The following is a 26815-nucleotide window of genomic DNA, read 5'->3' as shown; positions in this document are numbered from 1 at the left end:
ACATAGGTGAAGCGCTAGATCATGTCGTTGCGCGTCAACCACCGCATCACCGGCCAGCCGACGAACACCGGTAGCCAACAGGTCAGCACGCGATAGAGCAGCACCGAGGGCACCCCGATGGCGGCAGGCACACCGAAGGCGGCCAGACCACCGATCAGGGCGGCCTCGACCGCGCCGACGCCACCGGGAGTCGGCGCCGCCGACGCCAGCGTCCCGCCGACCATCGTCACCACCGTGACGGTGACGAAAGAGGTGTCACCGCCGAACGCTTCGACACTGGCCCACAAGGCCAGCGCCGCGCCCAGCGTGGTGCCCGCGGCACCCAGCACGATCAGCCCCAGCCGCTTGGGCTCCCGGGACAGTTCGACGAGATCCCCGGTCACTTCCTTGAGCTTGGGCCGCAATGACGAGGCCAGCCAGCGGCGCAACTTCGGCACGGCCAGAAAGAACCCGACCAGCCCCAGGGCGACGCCGGCGGCCAGGTACAAGACCGTCGTGCTCGGGACGAAATGCGACAGGTTGGCCGAGGCGCCCGCCAGCGTCGTGAACATGATCAGCAGCAGCAGGTGCACGATCACCTGAACCGTCTGCTGCAGGGCCACCGCCGCGGTCGCCCGCAACGGGGTCAGGCCCGCCTTCTGCAGGAATCGGGCCGACAATGCGAGGCCGCCGACGCCGGCCGGGGTGGTGGTGGCCGCGAACGTGTTGGCCACCTGCATGATCGACAGGTTGCGCAGGCTGACCAACCCGTCGGCGCAGGCCCACAGCGCCGCCGCGGCACCCAGGTAGGTCAGGGCGGACACCGTCAGGCCGAGCAGGGCCCACCACCAGTTCGCCGAGCCCAGTTCGGAGAAGAAGGTCGGCACCGTGCTGATGAACGGATACGCCACGTACACCAGCGCCACCAGCAGCACGAGCTGGATCACCTGGACGCGGGTGAAACGGGTGATGGCCTCGGGCCTGATCTGGCCGGCGCCGGTCTGGGTCTGCACTTCCTCGCGGGCCGCCTTGATCACCGCCACGGCGTCCGGGACGTTCTCCCGGATCCGTTTCGGTACCGCCGATTTGGTGAGCCGCCGTGATGCGGTCAGTACGGCGTCGCGGCCGAACGCGTCGATCGCGGCCGTGACCGCCGTCGGCGAATCGTAGAGCGCCGAGGTGGTCACCAGCAGATGGGCGATATCGGACTGCAGTTGTTGTTCGGTGGCGCCGTACTCGCTGTAGGTGAATCCGCCGAACCGCACCGCGCCGTCGTCGACGGTGATCTCCTTGGCGCGAAGGTCGCCGTGCGAGATGCCGTGCTCGTGCAGCACCCGCAGCGCCGCCCAGACCGCACCGGCGGAGGTGCCGGTGGAGGACAGCGGTGCGCCGCGCGCGGGTTTGCGGGAGTAGATGGTCCAGCCGCGGTCCAGTGCGGCCATCGCCACCGTCGACGTGTTCGCCAACTCCAGATCGCCGATGGCGATGGCCATCAGTGCGCGGTGCTCGACGGCACGGCGCATCGAGGTCTGCAGGGGAGCGGTTTCGTCGTCGCGCAACCGGAACTTGCCCCACAGCTGCCGCATGGCGCCGCCGCTGCGCTGATTGGGCCCGTACAACTCGACGACTGCGGTGGCGTCGGCGCTGGTGGCCGCCAGCACCAGCGGTCCCGGCCCGGGCGGGCGGATGACCGCCAGCGTGGTGACGATGAAACCACGCCGGTCCAGAGCCCGTATCGCACCGTCCAGCGGGACTTCCAGGGCCGGGGTGCCCACCACCCAGACGACCAGCGCGCCGACGAACCAGCCGACCGCGAGCCCGAGCAGGGTGCGCGCCGGGACCACGGCGCTGACCACCAGGTGGATGGGCACGAAGGCCAGCAGCAGCGTCCACCACCAGCGCCGCAGCCGTCGCGACAACCATGGACCGGACACCGTGAGCACCGCGGCCAGCAGCGCGATCCAGCGGGGATCGTCGAGGAACTGGGACAGCTGGGTGTCCAGCCGGTCGGACAGATCGAAATGCCATTGCGGGGCGGCGATGCCGTTGCCCGAGATGGACAGCGACAGGACGGCGAGCACGCCCGCGGCGCCGTAGGCACCGAGCAGTTTCCACTGCCGCGACAGCACCAGGCTGACCAGGATGACGAACGGCAGCGCCAGGATGGCCACGCCGTAGGCCAGGTAGACGAGGTTGGACTGGGTCGGGGTGAGCACCCCGATGATCTCTGAGACCGACCGCTCCAACGCCACCCAGTCGTTGCGGGTGATCAGCGAGCTGGTGATCACGGTGGCCAGGAACAGCGCGGCGAGCAGTAACCGCAGGATGTCGTTGGTGCGCCGGGTCAACGGTTGCAGCAAGCTCCCGGTGACACTGATGTCCCGGCCGTCGACACGCACGTGGACAACGTAACCGCTCCTCGCGCGAAGCACGGGTACCGGCGCTGTGGGAGGATGCGGGGTATTCGCGGCCGGCGTGTAGACGTCCGTCTGGCGCACCGCACCCGGGGCGAGCGAAGCGACGGGGAAGTTACGCGGGGAGAGCGAAGCGACGGGGAAACGAATCAGACTCGGACAGTTTGGAGCCGCTATGCGTGCGAATCGACTATCGGGACCGCTGTTCGCGGCCGTGCTGGCGCTGGCTGCCGTCCTGGCGGCGGTGGTGGCCACGCTGGTGCTCGCCGGTGCGACGCAGTGGCACGTGGCCGCCTCGGTGGCCGCAGGAGCCGCGTTCGGCCTGCTGTTCGGCGCCGTGAGCTGGGCCTGCGCCGTGGGACGGTCGGCGCTGCCGGGCCGGGTGGCGGTCGCGGTGGTGCTCGGTGTGGTCGCAGGTGAATTGGCCGCGATGGTGCTTTTCGCCGGGCCGATCGACCGTGTGCTGGCGGCGCAGGCGGAGTCCGCGCCTGCGGTGGTGCAGGCATCGGCGGAGCTGGATGAGGCGAGTCGGGCCCGCGCCCGGCTCGACGACGCGGTCGTGGCGGCCACCAAGGCGCGGGACGAGGCCCTGGTGGTGGCCCGCTGCGAATTCAATCCCTCGCCGCAGTGCCCGCGCGTCCGCATCACCGGCGTGCCGGGGGCCGGACCCGAGACCCGCACCGCCAATGACTTCCTGGCCGACGCGCAGCGTCAGGTGAGCGCCACCGTCGCCGACCGCAGCGCCAGGGCGCCCGGCCTGGACGCCGAGGTGGCCGACCGCCAGGCGGCGCTGTCGTCGGCCCGACGCGGCGAAGCGGTGAGCGGTCCGGGCGCGCGCTGGTCGGCGCTGAACGGTTACACCGGGGCGCACCCGGCAGCGCTGGTACTGCGGGTCCTGGTGGACCTGCTCTTCGTGCTGTTGGGTGTGCTCCCGTTGCTCCTCCGGTTGTGGCGGGGTACCGCCACCGCCGAACGGGAGAAGGAGCGCGCCGAGCTCGACGCCGACACGTCGATCGCGGTCAAGCGGGCCGAGGTGCGCGCCACCATCGAGCAGATGTGGGCCGAGCAGGAACTGGAAAGCGCCCGGCTGGCGGTCGCGGCGCAGAACGAGATCGACCGGGCCCAGCAGCGCCGCCGCGTCGCGCAGGCCCTGGATGCGCCCGAACAGGTCCGGTCGGTGCCGTCGGAAATCGTTCGTCCGGCGGCGCTGCCGGCCGGACCGAATCTGCCCGCCGTCACCGAACCGCAGCGCGGGGGCGCATTGTCGGCGATCCCGGTCATTCCCGATGTCACCAAGGCTGCCGTGCGGTGGATCCGGCCGTTCGTGCCGCCCATCGTCGCCGGAGCCATCGACAACGCCACCAAGCCGCTGCGCCAGGTCTTCGAGGAGACCGAGGAAATCCACTTCACCTTGCGGCGCACCCACAAGGTGACCGTCGAGTCCGACGGACCGGAGCCCGCCGGTGCGCCCGGCTGGGTGGAGGCGCCCAGGATCGGCCGGATCACGGCCCAGCGGGGCCCCGGGCCGGCCGATGCGGAGCACCTGCCGGAATTGCCGGGGCGCAGGCAACTACCGCCGTCTTAGCGTCCGCCTGCGCACGTGACGACAATTTTGCCACCGTGATGTAGCTTCGATCGACGCTGCGACGCAGCTGGAAACGCGACACAGGGGCCAGCGCCGAGAGGGAACACGGTGGACGCGACACCTTTCGGGCACTATCAGCTTCAGGAGCTGATCGGGCGCGGCGGGATGGGCGAGGTCTACCAGGCGTACGACAGCCGGACCAAGCGGATCGTCGCGCTCAAGGTGCTCCCGCCCAACCTCGCGCTGGACGCCGTGTTCCAGGCTCGTTTCCGGCAGGAATCACAGGCCGCGGCGGGTGTCAGCGACCCGCATGTGGTGCCGATCCACGGATTCGGCGAGATCGACGGCCGGCTGTATCTGGACATGCGACTGATCGAGGGGCGCACCCTCGGTGCGATCCTGGCCGACGCGGACACGCCGCTGGAAGCCGAGTTCGCGGTCAAGGTGGTCGAGCAGGTGGCGTCGGCTCTGGATGCGGCCCACAAACAGGACCTGATCCACCGCGACGTCAAACCGTCGAACATCTTGATCACCAAGCAGGACTTCGCTTATCTCATCGACTTCGGTCTGGCCCGGGTGGCCGGCGAGGTCGGGATGACGACGGCGGGCAGCACCCTGGGCACCCTGGCCTACATGGCACCCGAACGGTTCGACGGCGGGCAGGCCGATCCGCGGGCCGATATCTATGCACTGACGTGTGTGCTCTACGAATGTCTCACCGGGGCAAGGCCGTACCCGGCCGACAGTCTCGAACAGCAGATCGCCGGGCACATGATCTCGCCGCCGCCGAAGCCCTCGGCGCTGAACCCGCGCCTGGAGCCCTTCGATGACGTGATCGCCAAGGGGATGGCGAAAAGCCCGGGCAAGCGCTATCAGTCCGGTGCCGAATTGGCCGCCGCCGCACGGCGGGCACTGAGCAGACCGGTTCGGGTGACCGGGTCCGGCCGGCATTCGGCGCCGTCGGTGCGCACCCGGGCCAGGCGGTTGCCGCAGCGGGCCTTGGTGGTGGCCGGGGTGCTGGTGCTGGTGGGGGCCGGCGCGGTGGCGGCGTGGCAGTGGTGGGGTCCGCACCGGGCCGCCGAACCCGGGGCGCCCGGATCGGTCCCGGCGATCGCCGCCACCGTGCCGGCGGACATCCGCGCGACCGGCAAACTGGTGGTCGGGGTGAATGTTCCGTACGCGCCCAACGAATTCAAGAACTCCGCCGGGGAGATCGTCGGCTTCGACGTCGATCTGATGAATGCGGTGGCCCGCACCCTGGGGTTGACCCCCGAGTACCGCGAGACCGAGTTCGATCAGATCATCCCGTCGGTGAACAGCGGTGCCTACGACGTAGGGATGTCGTCGGTCACCGACACGGTGGAGCGTCAGAAGGTGGTCGACTTCGTCACCTATTTCGAGGCCGGCACCCTGTGGGCGCAACGTGCGGGACAATCGGTCCGGCCGGATTCGGCATGTGGACTGCGGGTGGGTGTGTCGGTCAGCGTTCTGCAGGAGACCGTGGAGATTCCGGCCAAGAGCGATGAGTGTGTTGCTGCCGGGTTGGCGCCCATCCAGAAAGTGGTCTACAACCGGCAGGACGATGTCACGGCCGCTCTGATCGCCGGTGATGTGGTGGCCATGTCCGCGGATTCGCCGGTGACGGGCTTCGCCATCAAGCTCAGCGGTGGAGCTCTGGTTCCGGCCGGCGAGGTGTTCGACGCGGCGCCCTACGGTTGGCCGGTGGCCAAGGGTTCGCCGCTGGCGCAATCGCTGATGCAGGCGCTGACACATCTGATCGCCACCGGCGAGTACAAGACCATCGCCACCATGTGGGGCGTGGAGAGGGGCATGGTGCCCGAACCCGTGCTCAACGGCGCGGCCCGCTGAGGCGTAGGCGCATCCATTGACAGGCACGCACCGGGGCGTTGACGCCAATCTGCAGGCGAGCCGAATTTTGTTGCGATTCTACGATTTTCGCGTCTACTTGGCAGCGAGACAGTCATGACTCACATCACCGAACCTCGGCTGATCGGCAATCACGCCGATATGGGGCCCACGGTTGCGGCGCCCGCCGACCGTGCCCAAGTCGTCGCCGGCGTCGTACCCGCCCCGCGCCGTTAGCTCGCCTGGTCCGTGCGCAGCCGCACCAACCGTGTCGTCGAGCTCTCGTCCAATTCCACGGTGTCGGTGCGGGACCGCAGGAAATCACTGAAAGAGCGGAAACCCAACGACTTTTCGCTGAACGACGGATCCATCCGCTTCATCTGCGCCTTCACCGCGGAGTTGTGCAGCCAGTCGACGTCGTCCTTCTCCGAACCGATCTGCAGTGCACGGGTGAGCAGTGCGGTGGCCGACACCTGCGGGTCCGGTTCGTCGTCCTCGGCCTTCGCCGATCTCCGGGTGACCTGCTCGGGTTCGTTGACCTGGGCCTCGAGCGCCGGTACGCCGGGCAGGGCGTCGTAGACGACGAACTCATCGCAGGCGGCCGCCAGTGCGCGGCTCGAGGAGCCCGCCACCCCGATGCCGACCACGTAGCGGCCGAGCCGCTTGCAGCGTTGTGCCAGCGGAATGTAGTCGGAGTCACCGGCCACGATCACCACGTGGGTCAGGTCGGGCAATCGGAACATGTCCTCGACAGCGTCTACGGCCAACCGGATATCGGCGCCGTTCTTGCCGTAGGCGGCCGCCGGGAACAGCTGCACGAGGTCGACGGCCCGGCCGACCAGTTGTTGCCGATAGCCGGCGTTGACATCGGCCGACCAGTCGGCGTACGCCCGGGTGAGCACCAGCGTGCCGAACGACGAAGCGAAGTCCAGCACGGCGCCGAGGTCGACGGTGGCACGGGCCAGCTGGCCGGACTCCAGGCCTTTGGCCTTGTCTCGCTGAAATGAATTGCGCCCGTTGACCTGGTCGTACCTCGAGATGACGATATTGTCGAAGTCGAGGTACACCGCAACGCGGGCGGCGGCGGTATCCGTCATGAGATCAGTCTTGCCTATCGGACCTCGCCGTGGCGCCAATCGCCCCCGACGCCTAGGCTGGAGCCATCAACTCCGGTCGCCCGCACTCAGCGGCCGCACAAGACGAACCGGGTGCTCAGGTGGCAATTAGTGATATCGCGGCGTATGCCCATTTGAGCCGCGAAGATATCGAAGCGTTGGGAATCGAGCTCGACCTGATCCGTGCGGATGTCGAAGGTTCGCTGGGCGAGCGGGATGCCGCATACATCCGCAAAGTGATCCTGTTCCAACGCACTTTGGACGTGGCGGCCCGGCTGGTCATCGCCGCCAGCCGCACCAAGGCGGGTTGGCTGGTCGGCACCGCAGCCCTGGGCTACGCGAAATCCATTGAGAACATGGAGATCGGGCACAACGTCGGGCACGGCCAGTGGGACTGGATGAACGATCCCGAGATCCACTCGACGACGTGGGAATGGGATATGGCGGGCCCGTCCGCTCAGTGGCGTTACTCGCACAATTACCGGCATCACGTGTTCAGCAACGTCCTCGGAGTCGACGACGACCTCGGGTTCGGCGTGCTGCGGGTGACCCGCGATCAGCCCTGGAAACGCGAGCATCTGTTTCAGCCGTTGCGCAACCTGTTGCTGGCCCTGATCTTCGAGTGGGGTATTGCCCGCCACGGCATGCACTCCGGGCGGGAGCGGGCCACCACCGAGGCCGGCAAGCGGGCGGTGACCCAGGTGATGCTGCGCAAGATCGGGCGGCAGGTCGCCAAGGATTACGTGCTGCTGCCGGCGCTGAGCCTTCGTCGGTGGCGTCGGACCCTGGCGGCGAATGCCACGGCGAACCTGCTGCGCAATCTGTGGGCGTACCTGGTGATCTTCTGCGGGCATTTTCCCGACGGGGTGCAGCAGTTCGCCCCGGAGGTCCTCCAGGAGGAAAGCCGGGCGGAGTGGTACCTGCGACAGCTGCTGGGTGCGGCCGACTTCAATGCCGGTCCGGTGCTGGCGTTTTCCAGTGGGAACCTGTGCTACCAGATCGAGCACCACCTGTTCCCCGATCTTCCGAGCAACCGATACGCCGAGATCAGCGTGCGGGTGCGCGAACTGTGCGAGAAATACGGTCTGGCCTACACCACCGGGCCGCTGGTCGGCCAGTATCTGCAGACCGTGCGAACCAACTTCCGGCTCGCGCTGCCCGACGGTGGCTGGGCCGCCCTGGCGCGGCCCGAGCCGGCCTGACCTTCGGCCGCTTCGCTGCCGCCGCGACGACGAGTGCCGCGCCCCATCGGCGCCGTTGCCGAAACCGCACTTAGTCAGCCGGTCGGCAAGGGATTTCAGGCCGATCGGCAAGTCTCAAACGAGCCGCCGACCTGCACAAATGCGCATAAGCAAATCGCCACCGAATCGTGTCCGCAGGTTGGTGTGATTCAGCGCACCACATGCGCTACATTGTGACGGCAGTCATAGGAAAGGGTTGACATGACCGGAGCATTGTTAGCAGGCCTGCTGGTAGTTCTCGGCCTCGGTTCCATCGCCGCCGTCGTGGCAGCCGCCATCCTCGGCTACGGCACACTGGCGTTGGCGATCGGCATTCTGTCCAGCGCCGCCTTCGCCGCGCGGACCGTCTGACCTACTGCCGCAGGCGCAGTCCCAAACCCGTCGCGCGCACGGCCTGACGGTCGATCGCCGCGCGGATCTCCGCCGGCGAGCCGACCACCCGAACCGTCTTCTTGGCCCGCGTCACGGCCGTGTAGAACAACTCCCGCGTCAGCAGCCGCGAATCCTCCGACGGCAGCAGCACCGTCACCTCGTCGGCCTGGCTGCCCTGGGATTTGTGGATGGTCATCGCATGCATGGTGTCGACGTCGGTGAGCCGACTGGTGGAAAACGAGGACGCACCGATCGCCACTCGCATGCCCTCCGGTGTCGCGACCGTGACCCCGGTGTCGCCGTTGTACAGCTTGAGCCCGTAGTCGTTGGCGGTCACCAGCACCGGTCGGCCCGGATACCAGGCGGACCACATCGGTTCGCCGGTCGCCTCGGTGAGCCAGCGCTGCACCTGGCGATTCCACTGAGTCACCCCGAACGGGCCGTGTCGGTGCGCGCACAACAGCCGGTGCTCATCCAGCACCGCCGTCGCCTCGCCGACATCGCCCAACAGGGCCGCCTCGCGCAGTCTGAGCGCATGGGGTAGCAGGACATCGCGCAGTGACTCGCTGCCGCGCACCCAGGTGATGTGCGGGCCACCTGCCGCCAGCACCGCCAGGGCGGTATCGGCGTCGCCGGTGCGGATCGCGGTGGCCAACGCACCGATCGACTCGCCGAAACGATGCGATGTCCGCAGGGCTGCAACACGATTCGCTCCCAAGCCGTCGACCAGGTCGGCCAGCACCGCCCCGGCCTCCACCGACGCCAGCTGATCGGGATCACCGACCAGCAGCAGCCGGGTCTGCGGCCGGACCGCCTCCAGCAGCCGGGCCATCATCGTCAAGGACACCATCGACGCCTCGTCGATCACGATGACATCGTGTGGCAACCGATTTGCGCGATGGTGCCGGAATCGCGACGACGTATCCGGCCGCGAACCGAGCAGCCGATGCACGGTGGTGGCCGACAGTCCCGTCAGGCGCGCACGGTCGTCCTCGTGCAGCCGGTCCACCTCGGCGACGACCGCCTCCTGCAGGCGCGCGGCCGCCTTACCCGTCGGTGCTGCCAACGCGATCCGCGGGGCCTGCTGACCGGCCAACGCCGCCTGCTCGGCGAGCAGCGCCAGCAGCCTGGCCACCGTCGTCGTCTTGCCCGTCCCCGGGCCGCCCGTCAACACCGTAAGTCCTTGGGACAGCGTGAGATCTGCCGCCACCCGCTGCTCGTCGAAGCCGGCCGGGAACAACCGGTCGACATCCGGCACGGGGCCGGGCGGCCGGACCGCCAGCAACGCCAGGGCGTCGTCACACACCTGCTGCTCCTCGCGCCAGTACCGGTCCAGATACAGCAGATCGCCCAGCAGGTGCAGCACCGACGGCGGGCCGATCAGCGGACTGGCCCGCACGGCGGCCAGCCAGGCGTCGGCGTCCTTGCCGAGTTCGGCGGCGGCGTCGCGCAGATTCACGCACACCGAGCCCGCGCGCAGTGCCCGGACCGCCAGCGCCACCGCCAGCAGCACCGATTCGTCGGTCTCCCCGGTGAGCGCCGTCAAACGTTGTGCCACATGGGTGTCGGCCGGTTCGAACTCGGTGATCATGCGCCCTCCAGCAACGCCGACAGGTCGGTCACCAGCGCCGCCGGAGGTGCCCAGCTGAACACCCCGGCCGGATGCCCGTCGACGACGGGAGTGTCGGGCCCGCACATCCCGCGCACGAACAGATAGACCACCCCACCGAGATGCGTGCCCGGCTGGTATCCGGGCAACCGCCAGGACAGGTAGCGGTGCAGCACCACGCTGTAGAGCAGGGCCTGCAACGGATAGTCCGAATGCAGCATCGCCTCGACCATCCGCGCCGGGCCGTAGTCGGCTGCCGTCAGCGGCGCATCCGCGGTGCCCAGCCAGTTCGTCTTGTAGTCGACGACGATATATTTCGTCTCCCGGTCGCCCGCTATCCGCAGCACCACGTCGATCGAGCCGGACAGATATCCGCGCAGCGACTGCCGGGCCAGCGAGCCCGTCGACAACCGCTCGGCGTAACAGGCCAGCGGATCATCGGCGGACAGATGCCGGCTCAGCAGGGCGCCGACATCCGAAAGCCGGGGTAGCGCACCATTGTTGTGGTCACCGCCGGCCAACGGGAACTCGAAGTCCAGCTCGCACAGCCGGTCCGGTAAGCCGATCTGCCGCAACGTCGCCCCGGGGGCAAGTGGCCCGAGCGGGGTGTCATGCATCGGCACCATCGCCGAGGCGATCTCGTCCGCTCCGGCGGCGACCGGCCAGCGTGCCGCGTGCGCTGCCACCTGAACCCGTAGTTCCGCGGCAAGGTCGCGGGCGAGCGGATCGGCGGTCTCCAAGACGGCATGCACCAGGGATCCGAAGGTGGCCCCGGTGGGTAGGTCGGCCATCGGCGATGGGACGTCGGCCCCGGCAGCGGGGGACACCAGCGCGATATCGGCGATCTCGTCGTCGAGTTCGAGCAGCTCCGGCTCACTGGAGACACCGGCGGGCCCGGCCTCCTCGGCGGCCCGCAGCAGGCCGGAGTACGACGTGCGGCGCCACGTCGTGTCGATGGACCGGTGGAAGTGCCGTACCGCCAGATCTGTCGCCGGAGCCCGCACCGGGGCCGGGGTGAACGGCGCGATCAGCGACTCTTCCAGCGACGGTCCGCCGGCTTGTTCCCACGCCCGAAGCCGGGCCAGCGCATCGGCATCGGAGATCTTGGCAGGCGCGCAGACGTCAGGCACCTCGGCGGTGCCGGGTGCCCGCCCGCGCAACAGCCGCGACAGGCCGCCGTTGGGCTCGTAATACGACGGTGCCCACCACGCCACCACCTGGGACTGGGCCCGCGTCAGCGCCACGTAGGTCAACCGGCTGTCATTGGCCGCGGCTTCGGCTTTCCCCGCGCGCACCACCGCCGGTGCGGCACCGCCCAGGTGCAGGCAGCGCACCGAGTCATCATGGTAGAGAACAGGATCCGGGTCCGGTGTATACCGGTTGAACGCGAACGGCAGGTAGACGATCGGGTACTGCAGACCCTTGGACCCCCACACCGTCATGATCTGTACCGCGGCGGCGTCGCTGTCCAGCCGGCGATTCCGTTCGGCCGCGCCGCCGGCACCGGAGCTCTGGGTGCGTAGCCAGTCCCGCAGCGCGGGCAGCCCGAATCCTTCGGTGTGCGCGGTGTCCTGCAGCAGCTGGGTCAGGTGCGAGAGATCGGTCATCAGCCGCTCGCCGCCCTGCCGGGACAGCACCCGATCACCCATCCCGGCCAACTGTGCCGCCTCGAACACCGCGGCCACCCCACGTTCCCGTGCGTGGCCGGCCCAGGTACGCAACGTCTCGGCCACCCGGTCGGTCAGCCGGTCGCCGCCGGCGGCGAGCGTCTGCGCGGTCGCCCCGAAGAAAGCGGTGGACGCCGCGGCGCGGACCAGGCCCGGGCGGTGCGGCTGGTCGAAGGCTTCCAGCAGACACAGCCAGTCGGCGGCGGCTTCCGAACCGAACACATCGGTGTCGCCGGTGTACACCGCGGGGATCCCGGCCTCGGCCAAGGCATCCGAACATGCCCTGGCGTCCTTGTGGGTCTCGACGATCACCGCGACGTGGCGGGCCTGAAGGGTTTCGCCGTCGAAGGTGGCGCCACTGGACAGCAGGGCGCCGATGTCGGCGGCCAGGTCCTTGCCGATGTGGGTGCGTAACTGGTCGATCGGGATGATCCGGGTGCCGGTGTTGCCGCGGCCGACGACGCGCAACCGGAACGGGTCGTTGTGTGGCGCACCGGCCAACCGGTGCCCGCGGTGATGGGCCTGCACCGGATGCACGACGATGCCGGGACCGCCCAGCTGAGGCCCGCCCAGCACCGCCTGCAGCCGCTGCACCAGTGCGTCGTCGCTGCGCCAGTTGGTGCCCAGCGTCTGCTTGTCCCCGGCGGTGGCGGCCGCGCGCAGGTAGGTGTCGATATCGCCGCCGCGGAACGCGTAGATCGCCTGCTTGGGGTCACCGATCAGCACGAGGGTGGAACGCCCGGTGAAGGCGCGCTCGATGACCTGCCATTGCACCGGGTCGGTGTCCTGGAATTCGTCGACCATGACGACCGGCCAGCGTTGCGGCATCCGGACCCGGGCCGCGGACGCCGGACTGTCCAGCGCTGCCGCCAGTCTGGTCAGCAGATCGTCATAGCCCAGAATGCCACTGCGGCGTTTGCGGATCTCCAACTCGGCCAAGACATTCCCGGCGAAGGACAGGCAGACGGCGGCATAGGAGTCAGGTTCTGGATCGGTGGGGCGCAGCTCGGTGGCGGGGTGATTGACCACCTCGCGGGCCAGCTTCAGCGCCGCGCGGTAGCTCAGGGCAGGGTCGTCGCGCTGCATGCCGAAATGTGCCAGGTACAGGTCGTCGACGATCTCGGCGACCAGGTCGTCCAGGCTCTCCACCAGCGTCACGCCGCTGTCACTGTCACCCGCCACGCCAAGGGATTTCAGCACGATATGGCAGAACTGGTGGGTGGTGGCGATGGTGGCGGCGTCGAAACCGGCCAGCGCGTCGTGCAGGCGCAGCAGGCGTGCCTGTTGATCGGCCTCGACGAGATATCGTTCCAGATCGTTGCCGGCGCGGGCCGGATCCTGCAGCGCGGCTAGCGCGCTGACGATCTGGGCGCGCACCCGTTCGCGCAACTCCTGGCTGGCCGACCGGCTGAAGGTGATCAACAGCATCTCGTCGAGCTTGGCCACCCCTTCGGCGACCATCCGGGTCACCAGCCCGGCCAGCGCGAACGTCTTGCCGGTGCCCGCGCTGGCCTCCAGCACCGTGGTGGACAGGGCGGCCGGTAGCGGGCCGAGCAGATCGAATGTCTTCACCACACACCACTTTCGGCGTGCAGCAGGGGCAGCCACAACCGTTGTGCGTACTCGTCGAGGCCGGCCAGATCGCCGAGCCGGGCGCCGCGACCCCACACCCGTTCGACGGCCCTGTCCTCGCACTCGTTCTTCCAGCGATAGTTGGCCGCCTGCTCGGGATCGTCACCGGCAGCACGCGCGGCCGCCCACGCATAGGACGTCTTGACCGGCAAGGGCAGCGGTGTCCGGCGGCCCTCGTCGTAGAGCGCGACCAACTCGCGGAGCACCGGCAGTGCCGAGTCCGGGGCGGTCAGGGTCTGTACCCGCGGTGTGTTGCCGCGCTTGGGCCGCCCGATACAGGTGGCTGCCCATGCCTGCTTGCGGTGGTGGGCGGCCAACGCCAACAACGGGATCCAGGCCTTCAGCAGATGCTTGCCGTCCAGCTTGGAATACGTCACGAACGACAGCCGATTCCCAAAGACGGGCGTCACCGTCCCGGTCAGCCGCCGGCCCGGCTGCAGTTCGATGGCGACGTCGAACACCGCCGCGTCCGTCGTGCGCTGCCGCAGCGCCTCGACGGCGAGCTGGGCGGCTTGGTCGCGGATCTCGGTGGCGCGCCGCCAGCCGAGCCGGCCGGGTGGGAGGGTGCCGCGGCGCCACTCGGCCTGCTGGGCGTCCTCCGGCGTCAGCCCGGCCATGATGTCGGCGAGCATTCGGTCACCGACCGTCCACTCCTGCAGCGCATCGATGGACACCGGCATCTCATCGGACACCCCGTCCACGTCCCACGGCAACGTGTAGTCCAGGGCCCGGAAGAAACCCTTCACCGGATCGTTGAAGAAGCGGACCAGTTCGGCCAGCTCGACGTCGGTCTGCGGGGGCGCAGGCAGCCGGCCCGATACGAACGCCGGTCGCGGATCGCGGTGCCCCGTCATCGCTTTGGCCGCCGTCAGCACCGTCGGGTCGAAGGTGAACGGCCGGCCGGTCGCGTCCGGCTCGACGTTGCGGATATCGAAGGGCTGCAAGGGATGCCTGGTGAGCACGTGCGCTCCGCCCGTGCAGGTGAGATCCAGGGTGTCGATCAGTTCGGCGATCGGGACCGCCGGCGGACGGCTCTGCCCGGTGTACTCGTTGGCACCGGTGTAGGTGATCACCAGGGTCTCGGTGGCCGCGCCGATGGCATCCAGCAGCAGCTGGCGGTCCTCGGAGCGGATGTCGCGCTCGCCGGTCATCGGATCGCGGGCCAGGATGTCGTCTCCGTCGATGGCACCGAGCCGCGGGAACATCCCGTCGTCCAGCCCCACCAGGCACACCACCCGGTGCGGCACCGACCGCATGGGCACCATGGTGCACACCGTCAGCGTGCCGGTGCGGAAGTTGGCCCGGGTGGGCCGGCCCGCCAGCCGGCGGTCGAGCAGGGCACGAATATCGCTGAGCCGCAGCGCGGTACTTCCATCGGCAGTGCCGAGGATGGCGGCGAACTCCTGCGCAACCTGGGCGCGCGGCCAGTCCTCGTCGTCGAGTGCCAGCGCGTCGACTCCGGTCTCCAGCGCGTGCAACCACTCGGCGAGCGGCCGGATGCCGCTGAGCGCGACGACCGTCCGGTGCAGCTGATCGACGAACTCGGCGAACCGGCCGGCCAACTCGACGCGATTGCTGCTCACATCGTCCAGCGGCAGCGTGGTGCCCAGCCAGGTGCGCGAGTCGTCCGACAGCGCCACCCCTGCCAGCACCCGGTCCATGCCGAAACGCCAAGTGTTGTGCAGGAATTCGACGCCATAGGGGGTGCGGTGCCGCTGATCGAAACCCCAGCGGATGTTGGCCTCCCTGACCCACGCGGTGATGGCTTCGAGATCGTCGTCGGTGAACCCGAACCTTGCACGTACGGGTAGAGCGGCGGCCAGATTGAGAACTTCGCTCGCGGTGGCCCGCCCGCAGGCCAGGTCCAGCAGCTGCGCGGCCACCGACAGCAGCGGATTGGTCTGCACCAGCGCGCGGTCGGCGAGCCGCACCCGCAGCCGGTGCGCCGGATGAGCCCCATGCACCACCTCGCCGAGCCCGAAGCCGGCCGAGATGAGCGGGGCGAAGGTCTCGATGTCGGGGCACATCACCAGGATGTCGCGGGGTTCCAGGGTGGTGTCGTCGGCGAGCAGGCCCAGCAGGACTTCACGCAGCACATCGACCTGTCGGGCCGGACCATGGCAGGCGTGCACCTGCACGGACCGGTCGGTGACCCGGTGGCTGCGTCCCGCCGGGCGCGTGCGGTCGGCGGCGATATCGGATTGCAGCCAGCCCAACAGGGTGTCCGGATATGTTGGGGCCGGCAGATATTCATCGGTGGCCGGCGTGGGCAGTGCGCGCTGCAACTCCCGCAGATCACGGCCGAGGGTGGCCAGAAGCGGATGGCCGACGTGGCGGTGGCTGGTGTCGTCGCGACGCGGGATCCTGGTCCGGTGCCCCGCCAGTGACCGCCACATGTGGTCGCTGGGGTGAGGCAGCCAGAGGTGCAGATCATGGTGGGTGGACAGGGCATCGAGCAGCTCCACCTCGGTGACCGGCAGCCTGGTGTGGCCGAACAGCGACAGCCGCTGCGGTAGCCCATCCGACGGCGCTTCTCGCAGCCGCGCAACGGTTTTCGATTGCCGAAACGATGGCGGATCGGTGTCCATCCTGCCCAGCAGCGCCTGCCACAGCGGCGGCTGCCACGACAGGTCCGCATCGACGCCGTCCCAGTCGGCCAGTAGCTCCGGGCGCTGGCGTGCGTATGACGCGAACAGTCCGGCCAGCCGGCGCGCCACGGCGTACCGGCGGCCCTGCCGCAGTTCCCGTTCCTCACCGGCCTCGAACTGGCCCAGGTGGGCGGCCAGCGGGGCGCACCAAGGCTGATCGAGGTTCTCGTCGATGGCGGCCAGCAGTGGCCACACCAACGCGTCCGGTGACCACGGGTCGTCCTGCGAGGACCCGGTCAGTTCGGCGATCAGCGAACGCGGGCTGGCGAACTGCACCCCGGCGCACACCCCGAGCCGGTCCGACAGGCGCTGACTGAGCCAGCGTTCGACGCCCTTGGCCGGGACGAGCACCAACTCCGGTGCGAACGGGTCGGCCGGCGCTTCGGCGAGAAGGGCACCCAATCCGTCGGCGAGCAGATCCGTGCGCTCGGCGCGGTGCAGGTGCAGGGCCATCTCAAGTCACGATAGTCACTCGGCGGCACCGCCAGGTGCAGGTATCGAGTGCCCGCCTACTGCACCGAGAGCGCGAACTCCTCGGCCAGCCCGTCGATTCCCGCGCGGATGGCCTCGATGGCGGACGCACGCGCTTTCAGCTTGCTGGCCACGTGCGCCTTCAGTTGCAGGGTCGCCGCGTACTCCGCGGCCACCGCCTGGGCGCGGGCGAGCACCTCGTCGCGTTCGACGATCTCGTCGAGCCAGCCGCCGGCGATCGCGGCGTCACCGGTGAAGGTGGCCGCCACCGATACCGCCCGGGAGAACGCCGCGCGGGTGAGCCGTGCGCGCATGATCTCGATGGCCGCGATGGGCAGCGTCATCCCGATGGCCACCTCATTGGCCTGGCAGCGAGACTTCGCCGAACCCACCCGGTGGTCACCGCTGAGCAGCAGGAACGACCCCATCGCAATGGCGTGCCCGGTGGCCGCGATCACGATCGGCGCGGGAAAACTCAAGACGCGCACCGACAGCTCGAATCCGGCGGTCAGCATTCCCAGACCGGCTGCGGCGTCACCCGAGGCGAACACGCTCAGTTCGAAGCCGGCGCTGAGCACCCGCGAATTACCGGCCAGCACGACGGCTTTCACGGTGCCTGCCGCGATATCGGACTCCGCCTGATCCAGCGCGCCGTCGACCGCCGCCAGCATGTCGGGCGAGAGGGCGTTGACCTTGCCGTCGTCCAGCGTGATCGTCGCGACGGATTCGTTGACCGAGTAACTCACCGGGGTCGTCATAGCTGCGGATGTTACGGAGCGTGGTTGCGAATTCCGATCGCGGGGCTCGAATGGTGTCTGCCCGCGGGCCGCTTCTCCTCGATCCACGGGAACGACAGCTCATTGGTCTCGTCGACCTGGCGGGTACGCCAGCGGTCCTGGGTCTCGCGCACCGCGCGGTTCATCCGGTCGATCTCGGCGCGGAACGCCTCGGGCTGGGTTTCCTTGGATGCGTAATGGAAGTAGGTGAGCAGACTGCGCAGCAACTCCAGCTTCTGCTTCTCGCGTTTGGCCAGATCGTGGTTGAGCATCAGGTCCAGTCGCTGCACCGGCGGCAACGTCGCCCAGTCCAGCTCCACCTCGGTCTCGTACTCCTGGGGCTTGCCCTTCTGGCGCTTGGGGCGGTCGCGGTAGGTCAGGGTGCCCTCGAACCGGGAGCCGATCTCACCGCCGAGTTCCTCGCGGCTGATGGCCGAATCCCAGACAGTTCGCCATTCCTGGCCGGGCGCAAGCTGCTTGAGTTCGCTGGGCAGCCGAACTGCGGTGACCTCGGGCGGCCCGTCGTGATAGGCCTCCTCGTAGCGGCCGACCGTGAGCGGCGTCGGGAAGAGGAACTCGACATCGTGTGCCGAAGACTTGCCGAAATTGCGCACGACGAGTTCGATGACGTGCCAGTCGCTGGCGTTGGGCTCCATGTACATCACCACATGGGGCCGCAGCTCATCCCGCTTGAGCTGGCGATTCCGCTTGAGCACCCGCGCGACGAAGAACAGGGTGGCCACCGCGAGCAGCAGGCCGGCCCACGCCGCGATGGTTAGCCAGGTGGCGGACCCGAGGCCGGCCAGGTCGGTCCATCGATCGCGAAACCACTGCACAACGCACCCACCTGTTCGTCCGATTGCGCTCTGGACAGTAGCGCTTCGCTCAGTGTCGCGTAAACAGCGTTACTTTTCATTGCCAGCCGGCCGCTGGCAAGGGCAGTTCGCGCTAGCTCAGGCCCAGGACGGCGCCGGCGCTGGAGATGTCGCCGTGCACCTGCAGCGATTCGGGCACGCTGCCGGGCGGTACGTCGTAGGCGATCGACACGTCCACCGGTTCACCCGGGTACACGACCGTCGAGGTACCGCCGAGGTAGAAGGTGGCCTCGGTGTCGGCCGAGTAGGTCTGGCCGCCTGCCGTGAGGACCTGCTGATCGGCGACGAAGGCCGCGGGCGTCTGACCGGTGTTGGTCAGTGTCAGATGCACCACGACGAATTCGCCCGTCGCGGTCTTGGTCAGCAGGTCGTTGTCCGGCGCGACCACGGTGGGACCGATGTCGATGCCGTTCTGGGTGAACGTGACGTCGCCGTCGACGGCCGTCCCGGCGGCCGGTGCCGCGGTCGGGGTGGCGGACTCGGTTTCCGACGGGGCCGACGCCTCGGCGGACTCGGCGGTCGACGATGTCGCCGAGGAGGTGCCGGGCAGGCTGAGCTGGCTGGATTCCGGCTTGTGCAGCACGAAGGCGTACACCAGCACCGCGACCAAGGCGATGAGCAGCACGCCGACCGCCGCGAGGTAACCCTTGAGCAGGTTTGCGTTGCCACCGCCGGACGCGGCGGGAACGGGTTCGGCGAACGGGGCTGTGGGGGCTTGGCCGTAGAACGGCGCCGGGGCGTAGGTGGGCACGACCGTGGTGGGCTGCTCGGGCAGCTCCACGGCGGTGGTCTCCTGTTCCGGCGGCTGGGGCGGCTCGGCCTGCTCGGCGGGTTCGGGTGCCTCCGGTGCGGGTTCTTCGGCGGATTCAGTGAGCTCGATGTCGACGGTCGGCTGCTCGCTGGCGGCCTTCTCCCACGACGGCATCTCGAAATCGGTCGGCCACGGCGGCAGTTCGGTGGGCCAGGAGGACGGCTCCGCCGGCGCCTGCGGTGGCTCGGGAGCGGGCGGCTGGTCCGGCGTCTGGGACTGATGTTCGGTCCACCCCGTGCCGTCCCAATACCGTTGACCACCCGTTCCCTCGGGGTCGGGGTACCAGCCGGCCGGGGTCGGCGGTGTCGTCATCGCAGGGCTTCCTCCCCATCATGCGCCGCGGAGGCGCTGTGACCCCGCACGATAGCCGAGCCCGGATAGTGCCGCGAGACTTTTGCCGGCCGCATCGGCCCGGTCAACCGCCCATGAGCATGCGCCACTGGTCCAGATTGCTCGCCCGGTAGACGTAGTTCGACCGGGTCACCGACGACAGCGGGGCGCTCGGATCACTGGAGTACCAGTGGCCGGGAAACACCGTCGGGTCACCGGACAACCGCGCGAGGGCTTGCAGGCTGCCGAACATGTCGTCGACATTGCCGCCGGGGAAATCGGTGCGCCCGCACCCTTCCAGAAACAGCGTGTCGCCGGCCACCAGCCGGCCGTCGAGCAGGAAGCACTGGCTGCCCGGGGTATGGCCCGGAGTGTGCAGCAGTTCGATATCGATATCGCCGACGGCCACCACGTCGCCGTGCTGGTGTGCGGTCAGCTCGCTCGGCGCGATCCCGGTGACCTGCGAAACCCATTCCGCCTCAAGGGTATTGACGTGCACCGGTACGCTGACGCGCTCCAGGAGTTCGGCCAGGCCCTTGAGTTCGAAGCCCATCATCGAGCCGCCCACGTGATCGGGATGATGATGGGACACCAGCACACCCGACAGATGCATGCCGTCGGCTTCCAGGGCGTCCACCAGGTCACCTGCCGCGTACGCCGGGTCGACCACCACGGTGTCGCCGGTCTGCCGGTCGCCGATCAGGTAGGCGAAGTTGCGCATCTGTTCGGCGATCGGGTCGCCCGCGGCGTAATCGCGGCCGGACAACAGCTGACGGAAGTACAGGCGGTCTTCGGACATGGGGACAGAGTAGGACGGCGGCCCGTGACGGAGATAACCGCAGGTCCAAAAACCGCATGTCATGAGGTGTTTAACCGCACAGGCAGAAATGTCGCATTGCAGATGCGTAATTACTAGCGTCGGACGCATGCACCTCACCCGGTTCACCGACCTCGGACTGCGGACGATGATGCTGCTCGCCGCCGCGGAGACCGACGACCGGCGAATCACCACCCGCACCATCGCGAACGGCGCGGACGCGTCGGAGAACCACATCGCCAAAGCCGTCTCGCGGCTCGTCGAGCTCGGCATGGTCAACGCCCGGCGCGGCCGCGTCGGCGGACTCGAACTCACCGACGCGGGGCGGCACGCCTCGCTGGGATGGCTGGTGCGCCGGCTGGAAGGCGACGCGGAAGTCATCGACTGCGCGGGCGGCGCGCACCCGTGTCCGCTGATCCCCGCGTGCCGGTTGCGCCGCGTCCTCGCGGAGGCCAAGGACGCCTTCTATCGCCAGCTCGACGACTACACCATCGACGACCTGTCGGGCAGCGCCCTGCTGCCGCTCATCTCCATCCCGCTTGTCCACCCCGAAAGGAACCGTCCATGACCGTCACCACCGGCACCGCCGAGCTGGACCCGGCCCACGCCGAGATCGTCACCGCCACGCTGCCGCTGATCGGCGCCCATATCGACGCCATCGCGCAGGCCTTCTACCGGCGCCTGTTCGACAACCACCCGCAGCTGCTGCGCAATCTGTTCAACCGCGGCAACCAGGCTCAGGGTGCGCAGCAGCGGGCGCTGGCCGCGTCGATCGTGACGTTCGCCGCCCATCTGGTCGATCCTGCGCTGCCGCATCCGGTGCAGCTGCTGTCCCGGATCGGGCACAAGCACGCCTCGCTGGGCATTGTCGCCGAGCAGTACCCCGTGGTGCACGACAACCTGTTCGCGGCGATCGTCGAGGTGCTCGGTGCGGACACCGTCACCACGGAGGTGGCGGCCGCATGGGACCGGGTCTTCTGGATCATGGCCGACGCGCTGATCGATCTCGAACGGTCGCTGTACGCCGAGGCCGGCGTCCGCGACGGGGATGTCTACCGGCGCGCCCAGGTGCTGGCACGGATCGACGATCCGTCCGGCGCCGTCCAGCTGACCGTCGCCCCGCTGACCGCCGAGGCTCTGTCGATCGCCCCGGGTCAGTACGTGTCCGTCGGTGTGACCCTGCCGGACGGGGCCCGCCAGCTGCGCCAGTACAGCCTGATCAATGTCAGCGGCAGCGGCGAACTGACCTTCGCGGTGCGGCCCGCCGGTGAGATGTCGACGTGGATCAGGGACAACGTGGCGGTCGGCGATCTGCTCGATGTGACGATGCCGTTCGGTGACCTGCCCACCCCGCCGCCGGGGGCCCCGTTGGTGCTGATCTCGGCGGGCATCGGCATCACCCCGATGATCGGCATCCTGGAAGCGGTGCCGCCGGCAACCCGCGTCGTCGTGCTGCACGGCGACCGCAGCGAGCAAACCCACCCGCTGCGGGAACGCCAGAAGGAGTTGGTGGCCGCATTGCCCGACGCCACCCTGGACGTCTGGTACGAGGACGGGTCGGCAGGAGCCCATCGGGGCTTCGTGCAACTCGACGAGGTCGACCTACCCGCAGGCGCCGAGGTCTATCTGTGCGGCGCCGACGGCTTCGTCAAGGCCGTCCGCGATCAACTGGTCGCACGGGGAGTCGAGCGCGTGCATTGCGAACTCTTCAGCCCCAACGACTGGCTGCTGTAGCGGCTGGGCCGGCATCGGCCGGTCCGGGGTCGCTGGGGTTTCGGCAGGGCACGACGCGTCGGCGACCAGAGTGGGTAGGGTGGGATTTTGTCGGAACAAGCCTCGAAGAAGCCGATTACGCTGCCGTTTTGGCATGGCAAACCGCGAGAATGTACCCTCTTTAAGGCCCTAGGGCTGATGCAGTGCAAAAGATGTGCAAGGCCCCCTTAGCTCAGTCGGTAGAGCGTTTCCATGGTAAGGAAAAGGTCAACGGTTCGATTCCGTTAGGGGGCTCGGTGGACGCAAGGCGTATCTCCGCCTACGTCTATTCGGGGCGGTGTAGCTCAGCTGGTTAGAGCGCACGACTCATAATCGTGAGGTCGGGAGATCGAGCCTCCCCACCGCTACAGGGAACAACGAGAGGCAACTGACGTGGCGTCGAGTACCGACGTACGGCCGAAGATCACTTTGGCCTGCGAGGTGTGCAAGCACCGCAACTACATCACCAAGAAGAACCGGCGTAACGACCCGGACCGGCTGGAGATCAAGAAGTTCTGCCCGAACTGCGGTCACCACCAGCCCCACAAAGAGTCGCGCTGACGCTCAACCGTGGCACTGTCGTCGAACATCGTCGGGATGCACTACCGGCATCCTGACGTGTACGAGGTCGGCCGTGAGAAGGTCCGCGAGCACGCCGTCGCCGTCAAGAACGACGACGCGTGCTTTCGCGATGAAGCTGTCGCCGCCGAGCTCGGGCATGATTCACTGCCGGCGCCGCTGACCTTCATCTGCATCTTCAGTTACACGGCGCAGACCGCGTTCTTCGACTACGCCAACATCGGCATCCAGGACGCCCAGATCGTTCAGGTCGACCAGGAGCTGAAGTTCTACAAGCCGATCCTGGCCGGTGACCGGCTGCACTGCGACGTCTATGTAGATTCTGTTCGGCGGGCGCACGGCACCGACATCATCGTCACCAAGAACGTCATCAGCAACGACAAGGGTGACGTTGTCCAGGAGGCCTACACGACCCTTGCCGGTCGTGCAGGAGATGGAGAAGAGGGTTTTTCTGATGGCTCTGCGTGAGTTCAATTCGGTCAACGTCGGCGACACCCTTCCGGAGAGGGTCATCCCGCTGACCCGGCAGGACCTGGTCAACTACGCCGGCGTGTCCGGTGACCTCAACCCCATCCACTGGGATGACGAGATCGCCAAGCAGGTCGGCCTGGACACCGCCATCGCGCACGGCATGCTCACCATGGGCCTGGGCGGCGGCTATGTCACCTCCTGGGTCGGCGATCCCGCCGCCGTGACCGAGTACAACGTCCGCTTCACCGCCGTCGTCCCCGTCCCCAACGACGGCGTCGGCGCCGAGATCGTCTTCAATGGCCGGGTGAAGTCGGTGGAGCCGGAGACCAAGTCCGTGACCGTCGCGCTGTCGGCCACCACCGGTGGCAAGAAGATCTTCGGCCGCGCCATCGCCATCGCGAAGCTGGCCTGATCGATGGCCATCAACGCGGGCATCCTCGGGATGGTCTACAAGTACCCAGAGGTCTTCGTCGTCGGACGCGAACAGGTCAAGCAGTACGCGCGGGCGGTGAAATCCGACGATCCGGCTTCGCAGGACGAAGCGGCCGCCGCCGAGCTGGGCCACGACACCCTGGTCGCGGGCCCGACCTTCCCGTCGATTCTCGCGTTGCTGGTGCAGCAGGACTTCTTCCGCAACGTCGACGTCGGCGTCGAGACCATGCAGATCATCCAGGTCGATCAGCGTTTCGTGTACCACCGGCCGATCAAGGTGGGCGACCGGCTGCACGCGCATCTGGAGATCAAGTCGGTCGATGAGCGGTTCGGCGCCGACATCGTCGTCACCCGCAACGTCCTCACCGACGACGACGGCGCGACGATCATGGAAGCGTTCACCACGCTGATGGGTCATGAGGGCGACAATTCGGTGTCGATGCAGTACGACCGGGAGACCGGTCAGGTGCGACGGTCGGTGGCCGCGGGGGATTAGTAACTAGCACTTGGGCCGATGTACACTCGGTCCTCGGGGTTTTCCCACATCAGCGCGCTGTCCGTCGGTTCGGAAATCGGCCGGTCGGGGAGCGCGCGAATTGTGTGAGGCCCGCTTTGAAGGGGCGTAGCTCAACTGGCAGAGCAGCGGTCTCCAAAACCGCAGGTTGCAGGTTCAAGTCCTGTCGCCCCTGCTCAACTGAATACTCGACGAGTGTGGACACTGGTAGGTGACCACCCGAACCAGATGAAAGGCATGCGGTGAGCGACGAGCGCGACAGTGCTGGCTCCGAAGGCACCGAAGCGACGGACATCGAGGATGCGGTCGGCCAGACCGCCGTCGTGACCCGTCCGCTGCGCCCGACCGGAAAGCGGACGCGGCGCGCTGCGGCGGCCCCGGTCGAGGACGACGACGTAACCGATGCCGACACCGACGCCTCGGATGACGCCGAACCGGCTGCCAAGAGCACCAAGCGTGCCAAGGCCGCCAAGCCTGCGAAGAAGAAGAGTGACTCCAAGCGGATCAATCCGTTCACGTTCGTCTGGAACTACCTCACGCAGGTCGTCGCGGAATTGCGCAAGGTCATCTGGCCGAACCGCAAGCAGATGGTCAGCTACACCACGGTGGTCCTGGTGTTCCTGGCGTTCATGGTCGCGCTGATCGGCGGGGTCGATCTCGGGCTGGCCAAGCTCGTGTCGCTCGTGTTCGGCTGACCAAGTAGTACTGAGAGAGGATTGACAACCGTGACTAGCTTCGACGGCGACGAACAGCTCGACGCCGAAACGCCTTCGGGTGAAGCCGTCGACGTGCTCGACGAGACACTTGAGGCCGATCAGGCCCCCGAGGTCGACGAGGCTGCCGAAAGCGCCGAACCCGAGGCTCCGGCCGCCGAGGAGGCCGCCGAGGACGAGGACGTCGATCCGGCCACCGCGCTCAAGAAGGAGCTCCGGCTCAAGCCGGGCGACTGGTACGTCATCCACAGCTATGCCGGCTACGAGAACAAGGTGAAAGCCAATCTCGAGACCCGGGTGCAGAACCTCGACGTCGGCGACTACATCTTCCAGGTCGAGGTGCCCACCGAAGAGGTCACCGAGATCAAGAACGGCCAGCGCAAGCAGGTCAATCGCAAGGTGCTGCCCGGCTACATCCTGGTGCGCATGGAACTCAACGACGAGTCGTGGGGCGCGGTGCGCAACACCCCCGGGGTCACCGGCTTCGTCGGCGCGACCTCGCGCCCGTCGCCGCTGTCGCTGAACGACGTGGTCAAGTTCCTGCTGCCGCAGGGTGCTGCGAAGAAGGCCGCCGGCAAGTCGACGTCGTCGGCTGCCTCCGGCGCGTCCACCGAGGCGACCCTGGAACGTCCCGAGATCCTCGTCGATTTCGAGGTCGGCGAGTCGGTCACCGTCATGGACGGCCCGTTCGCGACGCTGCCGGCCTCGATCAGCGAGGTCAACGCCGAGCAGCAGAAGCTCAAGGTGCTGGTGTCCATCTTCGGCCGCGAAACACCTGTCGAGCTGACCTTCACCCAGGTCGCCAAGATCTAAGACTCGTAGAAGAAAGAAAAGGAACGAACAACAATGGCCCCGAAGAAAAAGGTCACTGGGCTCATCAAGCTCCAGATCCAGGCCGGGCAGGCCAATCCTGCTCCGCCGGTCGGTCCGGCGCTCGGTCAGCACGGCGTCAACATCATGGAGTTCTGCAAGGCGTACAACGCCGCGACCGAGTCGCAGCGCGGCAACGTCATCCCCGTGGAGATCACCGTCTACGAGGACCGCAGCTTCACCTTCGCCCTGAAGACCCCGCCCGCCGCTCGGCTGCTGCTCAAGGCTGCCGGTGTGCAGAAGGGCTCCGGCGAACCGCACAAGACCAAGGTCGCCAAGGTCAGCTGGGATCAGGTGCGTGAGATCGCCGAGACCAAGAAGGAAGATCTCAACGCCAACGACATCGACGCCGCGGCGAAGATCATCGCTGGCACCGCCCGCTCCATGGGCATCACCGTCGAATAACCCGGAAGTCGTGGGAGGGCCCGCTCCGGCCCGTCGATGAGCGCTCGCGCGAAGAGCGTTCATCACAGACCACAACTCCAACAACACGATTGGAATCACAATGAGCAAGAACAGCAAGGCATATCGCGAAGCCGCCGAGAAGGTGGATCGCAACAACCTCTACACCCCGCTGCAGGCCGCCCGGCTCGCCAAGGAGACCGCGTCGAAGAAGCAGGACGCGACCGTCGAGGTCGCCATCCGCCTGGGCGTCGATCCCCGCAAGGCCGACCAGATGGTCCGCGGCACCGTGAACCTGCCGCACGGCACCGGTAAGACCGCCCGCGTTGCGGTGTTCGCCGTCGGCGAGAAGGCCGAGCAGGCCCTGGCCGCCGGTGCGGACGTGGTGGGCAGCGACGACCTGATCGAGAAGATCCAGGGCGGTTTCCTGGATTTCGACGCCGCGATCGCGACGCCGGATCAGATGGCCAAGGTCGGCAAGATCGCGCGCGTGCTCGGCCCCCGCGGCCTGATGCCCAACCCGAAGACGGGCACCGTGACCGCTGACGTCACCAAGGCCGTCAACGACATCAAGGGCGGCAAGATCAACTTCCGCGTCGACAAGCAGGCCAACCTGCACTTCGTCATCGGCAAGGCCTCCTTCGACGTGACCAAGCTGGCCGAGAACTACGGTGCCGCCCTCGACGAGGTGCTGCGCGCCAAGCCGTCCTCCTCGAAGGGCCGTTACCTGAAGAAGGTCACCGTCTCCACCACCACCGGCCCCGGCATCCCGGTGGATCCGGCCGTGACCCGGAACTTCACCGAAGAGGCGTAAGCCTCGCACCACACGAACGAATGGCCGGTCATCGCAAGATGGCCGGCCATTCGGCTGTCC

Annotated in this window: 23 protein-coding genes and 3 tRNA genes; 17 read left to right on the top strand and 9 right to left on the bottom strand. The window is 68.0% G+C overall.

From position 1 onward, the window contains the following. Nucleotides 1–14: 14 nt before the first annotated feature. Entirely contained in the window at nucleotides 15–2378 is a 2364-nt protein-coding gene (locus ACXPWS_RS25685) for a flippase-like domain-containing protein (protein ID WP_458709348.1), read from the bottom strand. A gap of 190 nt (nucleotides 2379–2568) precedes the next feature. On the opposite strand from ACXPWS_RS25685, the gene ACXPWS_RS25680 reads away from it, so the two are divergent. Then, nucleotides 2569–3978, top strand: a complete 1410-nt coding sequence (locus ACXPWS_RS25680) for a DUF4407 domain-containing protein (protein WP_458709347.1) — start codon at nucleotides 2569–2571, stop codon at nucleotides 3976–3978. 108 nt (nucleotides 3979–4086) lie between these two features. Continuing rightward, entirely contained in the window at nucleotides 4087–5847 is a 1761-nt protein-coding gene (gene stpK7 / locus ACXPWS_RS25675; RefSeq protein WP_458709346.1) for a serine/threonine protein kinase StpK7, read from the top strand. Nucleotides 5848–6077: 230 nt separating this feature from the next. On the opposite strand, the gene ACXPWS_RS25670 is transcribed toward stpK7, so the two are convergent. Further along, nucleotides 6078–6941 (bottom strand): NYN domain-containing protein, encoded by an 864-nt coding sequence (locus tag ACXPWS_RS25670; protein ID WP_458709345.1) that lies wholly within the window; start codon nucleotides 6939–6941, stop codon nucleotides 6078–6080. 119 nt (nucleotides 6942–7060) lie between these two features. On the opposite strand from ACXPWS_RS25670, the gene ACXPWS_RS25665 reads away from it, so the two are divergent. Further along, entirely contained in the window at nucleotides 7061–8161 is a 1101-nt protein-coding gene (locus ACXPWS_RS25665; protein WP_458709344.1) for a fatty acid desaturase family protein, read from the top strand. A 240-nt stretch (nucleotides 8162–8401) separates the two neighbouring features. Continuing rightward, entirely contained in the window at nucleotides 8402–8551 is a 150-nt protein-coding gene (locus tag ACXPWS_RS25660; RefSeq protein WP_458709343.1) for a hypothetical protein, read from the top strand. Between the two features lies 1 nt (nucleotide 8552). On the opposite strand, the gene recD is transcribed toward ACXPWS_RS25660, so the two are convergent. The 7 genes from recD to ACXPWS_RS25625 form a co-directional block, all read right to left on the bottom strand. Further along, complete coding sequence (gene recD / locus ACXPWS_RS25655) at nucleotides 8553–10163, bottom strand: exodeoxyribonuclease V subunit alpha (protein WP_458709342.1); 1611 nt, start codon at nucleotides 10161–10163, stop codon at nucleotides 8553–8555. Beyond that, nucleotides 10160–13420, bottom strand: a complete 3261-nt coding sequence (recB, locus tag ACXPWS_RS25650; RefSeq protein WP_458709341.1) for an exodeoxyribonuclease V subunit beta — start codon at nucleotides 13418–13420, stop codon at nucleotides 10160–10162. Before recB ends, recD begins: the two co-directional genes overlap by 4 nt. Continuing rightward, entirely contained in the window at nucleotides 13417–16581 is a 3165-nt protein-coding gene (recC, locus tag ACXPWS_RS25645; RefSeq protein WP_458709340.1) for an exodeoxyribonuclease V subunit gamma, read from the bottom strand. Before recC ends, recB begins: the two co-directional genes overlap by 4 nt. 56 nt (nucleotides 16582–16637) lie before the next feature. Next, nucleotides 16638–17357 (bottom strand): crotonase/enoyl-CoA hydratase family protein, encoded by a 720-nt coding sequence (locus ACXPWS_RS25640; protein WP_458709339.1) that lies wholly within the window; start codon nucleotides 17355–17357, stop codon nucleotides 16638–16640. Nucleotides 17358–17368: 11 nt separating this feature from the next. Beyond that, a complete protein-coding gene (locus ACXPWS_RS25635; protein ID WP_458709338.1) occupies nucleotides 17369–18211 on the bottom strand; it encodes a hypothetical protein in 843 nt (280 codons plus the stop codon). A gap of 112 nt (nucleotides 18212–18323) precedes the next feature. Next, on the bottom strand, nucleotides 18324–19373 hold the full coding sequence (locus ACXPWS_RS25630) for a DUF4352 domain-containing protein (RefSeq protein WP_458709337.1): 1050 nt from the start codon (nucleotides 19371–19373) through the stop codon (nucleotides 18324–18326). A 103-nt stretch (nucleotides 19374–19476) separates the two neighbouring features. After that, nucleotides 19477–20190 carry an MBL fold metallo-hydrolase gene (locus ACXPWS_RS25625; RefSeq protein WP_458709336.1) on the bottom strand — a complete coding sequence of 238 codons (714 nt, stop codon included), beginning with the start codon at nucleotides 20188–20190 and terminating at the stop codon, nucleotides 19477–19479. 127 nt (nucleotides 20191–20317) lie between these two features. Here ACXPWS_RS25625 and ACXPWS_RS25620 point away from each other — a divergent pair, with 127 nt between their 5' ends. The 13 genes from ACXPWS_RS25620 (at nucleotide 20318) to rplA (ending at nucleotide 26755) form a co-directional block, all read left to right on the top strand. Continuing rightward, nucleotides 20318–20776 (top strand): RrF2 family transcriptional regulator, encoded by a 459-nt coding sequence (locus tag ACXPWS_RS25620; RefSeq protein WP_458709335.1) that lies wholly within the window; start codon nucleotides 20318–20320, stop codon nucleotides 20774–20776. Continuing rightward, a complete protein-coding gene (locus tag ACXPWS_RS25615) occupies nucleotides 20773–21942 on the top strand; it encodes a globin domain-containing protein (RefSeq protein WP_458709334.1) in 1170 nt (389 codons plus the stop codon). Before ACXPWS_RS25620 ends, ACXPWS_RS25615 begins: the two co-directional genes overlap by 4 nt. 200 nt (nucleotides 21943–22142) lie before the next feature. Beyond that, nucleotides 22143–22215, top strand: a tRNA-Thr gene (locus ACXPWS_RS25610). Between the two features lie 39 nt (nucleotides 22216–22254). After that, nucleotides 22255–22328: transfer RNA gene (locus ACXPWS_RS25605), tRNA-Met, on the top strand. A gap of 25 nt (nucleotides 22329–22353) precedes the next feature. Further along, entirely contained in the window at nucleotides 22354–22521 is a 168-nt protein-coding gene (rpmG, locus tag ACXPWS_RS25600; protein ID WP_023985310.1) for a 50S ribosomal protein L33, read from the top strand. 9 nt (nucleotides 22522–22530) lie between these two features. After that, nucleotides 22531–23007, top strand: a complete 477-nt coding sequence (gene hadA, locus ACXPWS_RS25595; protein WP_458709333.1) for a (3R)-hydroxyacyl-ACP dehydratase subunit HadA — start codon at nucleotides 22531–22533, stop codon at nucleotides 23005–23007. Further along, a complete protein-coding gene (hadB, locus tag ACXPWS_RS25590) occupies nucleotides 22994–23422 on the top strand; it encodes a (3R)-hydroxyacyl-ACP dehydratase subunit HadB (protein WP_458709332.1) in 429 nt (142 codons plus the stop codon). The genes hadA and hadB overlap by 14 nt, the downstream gene beginning before the upstream one ends. Nucleotides 23423–23425: 3 nt before the next feature. Further along, complete coding sequence (gene hadC / locus ACXPWS_RS25585) at nucleotides 23426–23938, top strand: (3R)-hydroxyacyl-ACP dehydratase subunit HadC (protein WP_458709331.1); 513 nt, start codon at nucleotides 23426–23428, stop codon at nucleotides 23936–23938. A gap of 120 nt (nucleotides 23939–24058) precedes the next feature. Then, nucleotides 24059–24131, top strand: a tRNA-Trp gene (locus ACXPWS_RS25580). Nucleotides 24132–24198: 67 nt separating this feature from the next. Then, the gene (gene secE / locus ACXPWS_RS25575; protein ID WP_458709330.1) at nucleotides 24199–24651 is read left to right on the top strand and encodes a preprotein translocase subunit SecE; all 453 of its coding nucleotides are present in this window, start codon (nucleotides 24199–24201) and stop codon (nucleotides 24649–24651) included. 30 nt (nucleotides 24652–24681) lie between these two features. Then, on the top strand, nucleotides 24682–25482 hold the full coding sequence (gene nusG / locus ACXPWS_RS25570) for a transcription termination/antitermination protein NusG (RefSeq protein ID WP_458709329.1): 801 nt from the start codon (nucleotides 24682–24684) through the stop codon (nucleotides 25480–25482). 33 nt (nucleotides 25483–25515) lie between these two features. Beyond that, nucleotides 25516–25944 (top strand): 50S ribosomal protein L11, encoded by a 429-nt coding sequence (gene rplK, locus ACXPWS_RS25565; RefSeq protein WP_083031865.1) that lies wholly within the window; start codon nucleotides 25516–25518, stop codon nucleotides 25942–25944. A 100-nt stretch (nucleotides 25945–26044) separates the two neighbouring features. Further along, a complete protein-coding gene (gene rplA / locus ACXPWS_RS25560; protein ID WP_458709328.1) occupies nucleotides 26045–26755 on the top strand; it encodes a 50S ribosomal protein L1 in 711 nt (236 codons plus the stop codon). The last annotated feature ends 60 nt before the right edge of the window (nucleotides 26756–26815 follow it).

It is taken from the genome of Mycobacterium sp. BMJ-28 (assembly GCF_054404835.1).
Note: the sequence above shows the minus strand (reverse complement) of the source record. Positions and strands in the feature narration are given on the sequence as shown.

Coding starts and splice junctions, on each gene's coding strand:
- ACXPWS_RS25680 (WP_458709347.1), top strand. CDS start 2,569: ATGCGTGCGAATCGACTATCGGGACCGCTGTTCGCGGCCGTGCTGGCG.
- ACXPWS_RS25670 (WP_458709345.1), bottom strand. CDS start 6,941: ATGACGGATACCGCCGCCGCCCGCGTTGCGGTGTACCTCGACTTCGAC.
- ACXPWS_RS25660 (WP_458709343.1), top strand. CDS start 8,402: ATGACCGGAGCATTGTTAGCAGGCCTGCTGGTAGTTCTCGGCCTCGGT.
- recD (WP_458709342.1), bottom strand. CDS start 10,163: ATGATCACCGAGTTCGAACCGGCCGACACCCATGTGGCACAACGTTTG.
- recC (WP_458709340.1), bottom strand. CDS start 16,581: ATGGCCCTGCACCTGCACCGCGCCGAGCGCACGGATCTGCTCGCCGAC.
- ACXPWS_RS25640 (WP_458709339.1), bottom strand. CDS start 17,357: ATGACGACCCCGGTGAGTTACTCGGTCAACGAATCCGTCGCGACGATC.
- ACXPWS_RS25630 (WP_458709337.1), bottom strand. CDS start 19,373: ATGACGACACCGCCGACCCCGGCCGGCTGGTACCCCGACCCCGAGGGA.
- ACXPWS_RS25625 (WP_458709336.1), bottom strand. CDS start 20,190: ATGTCCGAAGACCGCCTGTACTTCCGTCAGCTGTTGTCCGGCCGCGAT.
- ACXPWS_RS25620 (WP_458709335.1), top strand. CDS start 20,318: ATGCACCTCACCCGGTTCACCGACCTCGGACTGCGGACGATGATGCTG.
- ACXPWS_RS25615 (WP_458709334.1), top strand. CDS start 20,773: ATGACCGTCACCACCGGCACCGCCGAGCTGGACCCGGCCCACGCCGAG.
- hadB (WP_458709332.1), top strand. CDS start 22,994: ATGGCTCTGCGTGAGTTCAATTCGGTCAACGTCGGCGACACCCTTCCG.
- hadC (WP_458709331.1), top strand. CDS start 23,426: ATGGCCATCAACGCGGGCATCCTCGGGATGGTCTACAAGTACCCAGAG.
- rplK (WP_083031865.1), top strand. CDS start 25,516: ATGGCCCCGAAGAAAAAGGTCACTGGGCTCATCAAGCTCCAGATCCAG.
- rplA (WP_458709328.1), top strand. CDS start 26,045: ATGAGCAAGAACAGCAAGGCATATCGCGAAGCCGCCGAGAAGGTGGAT.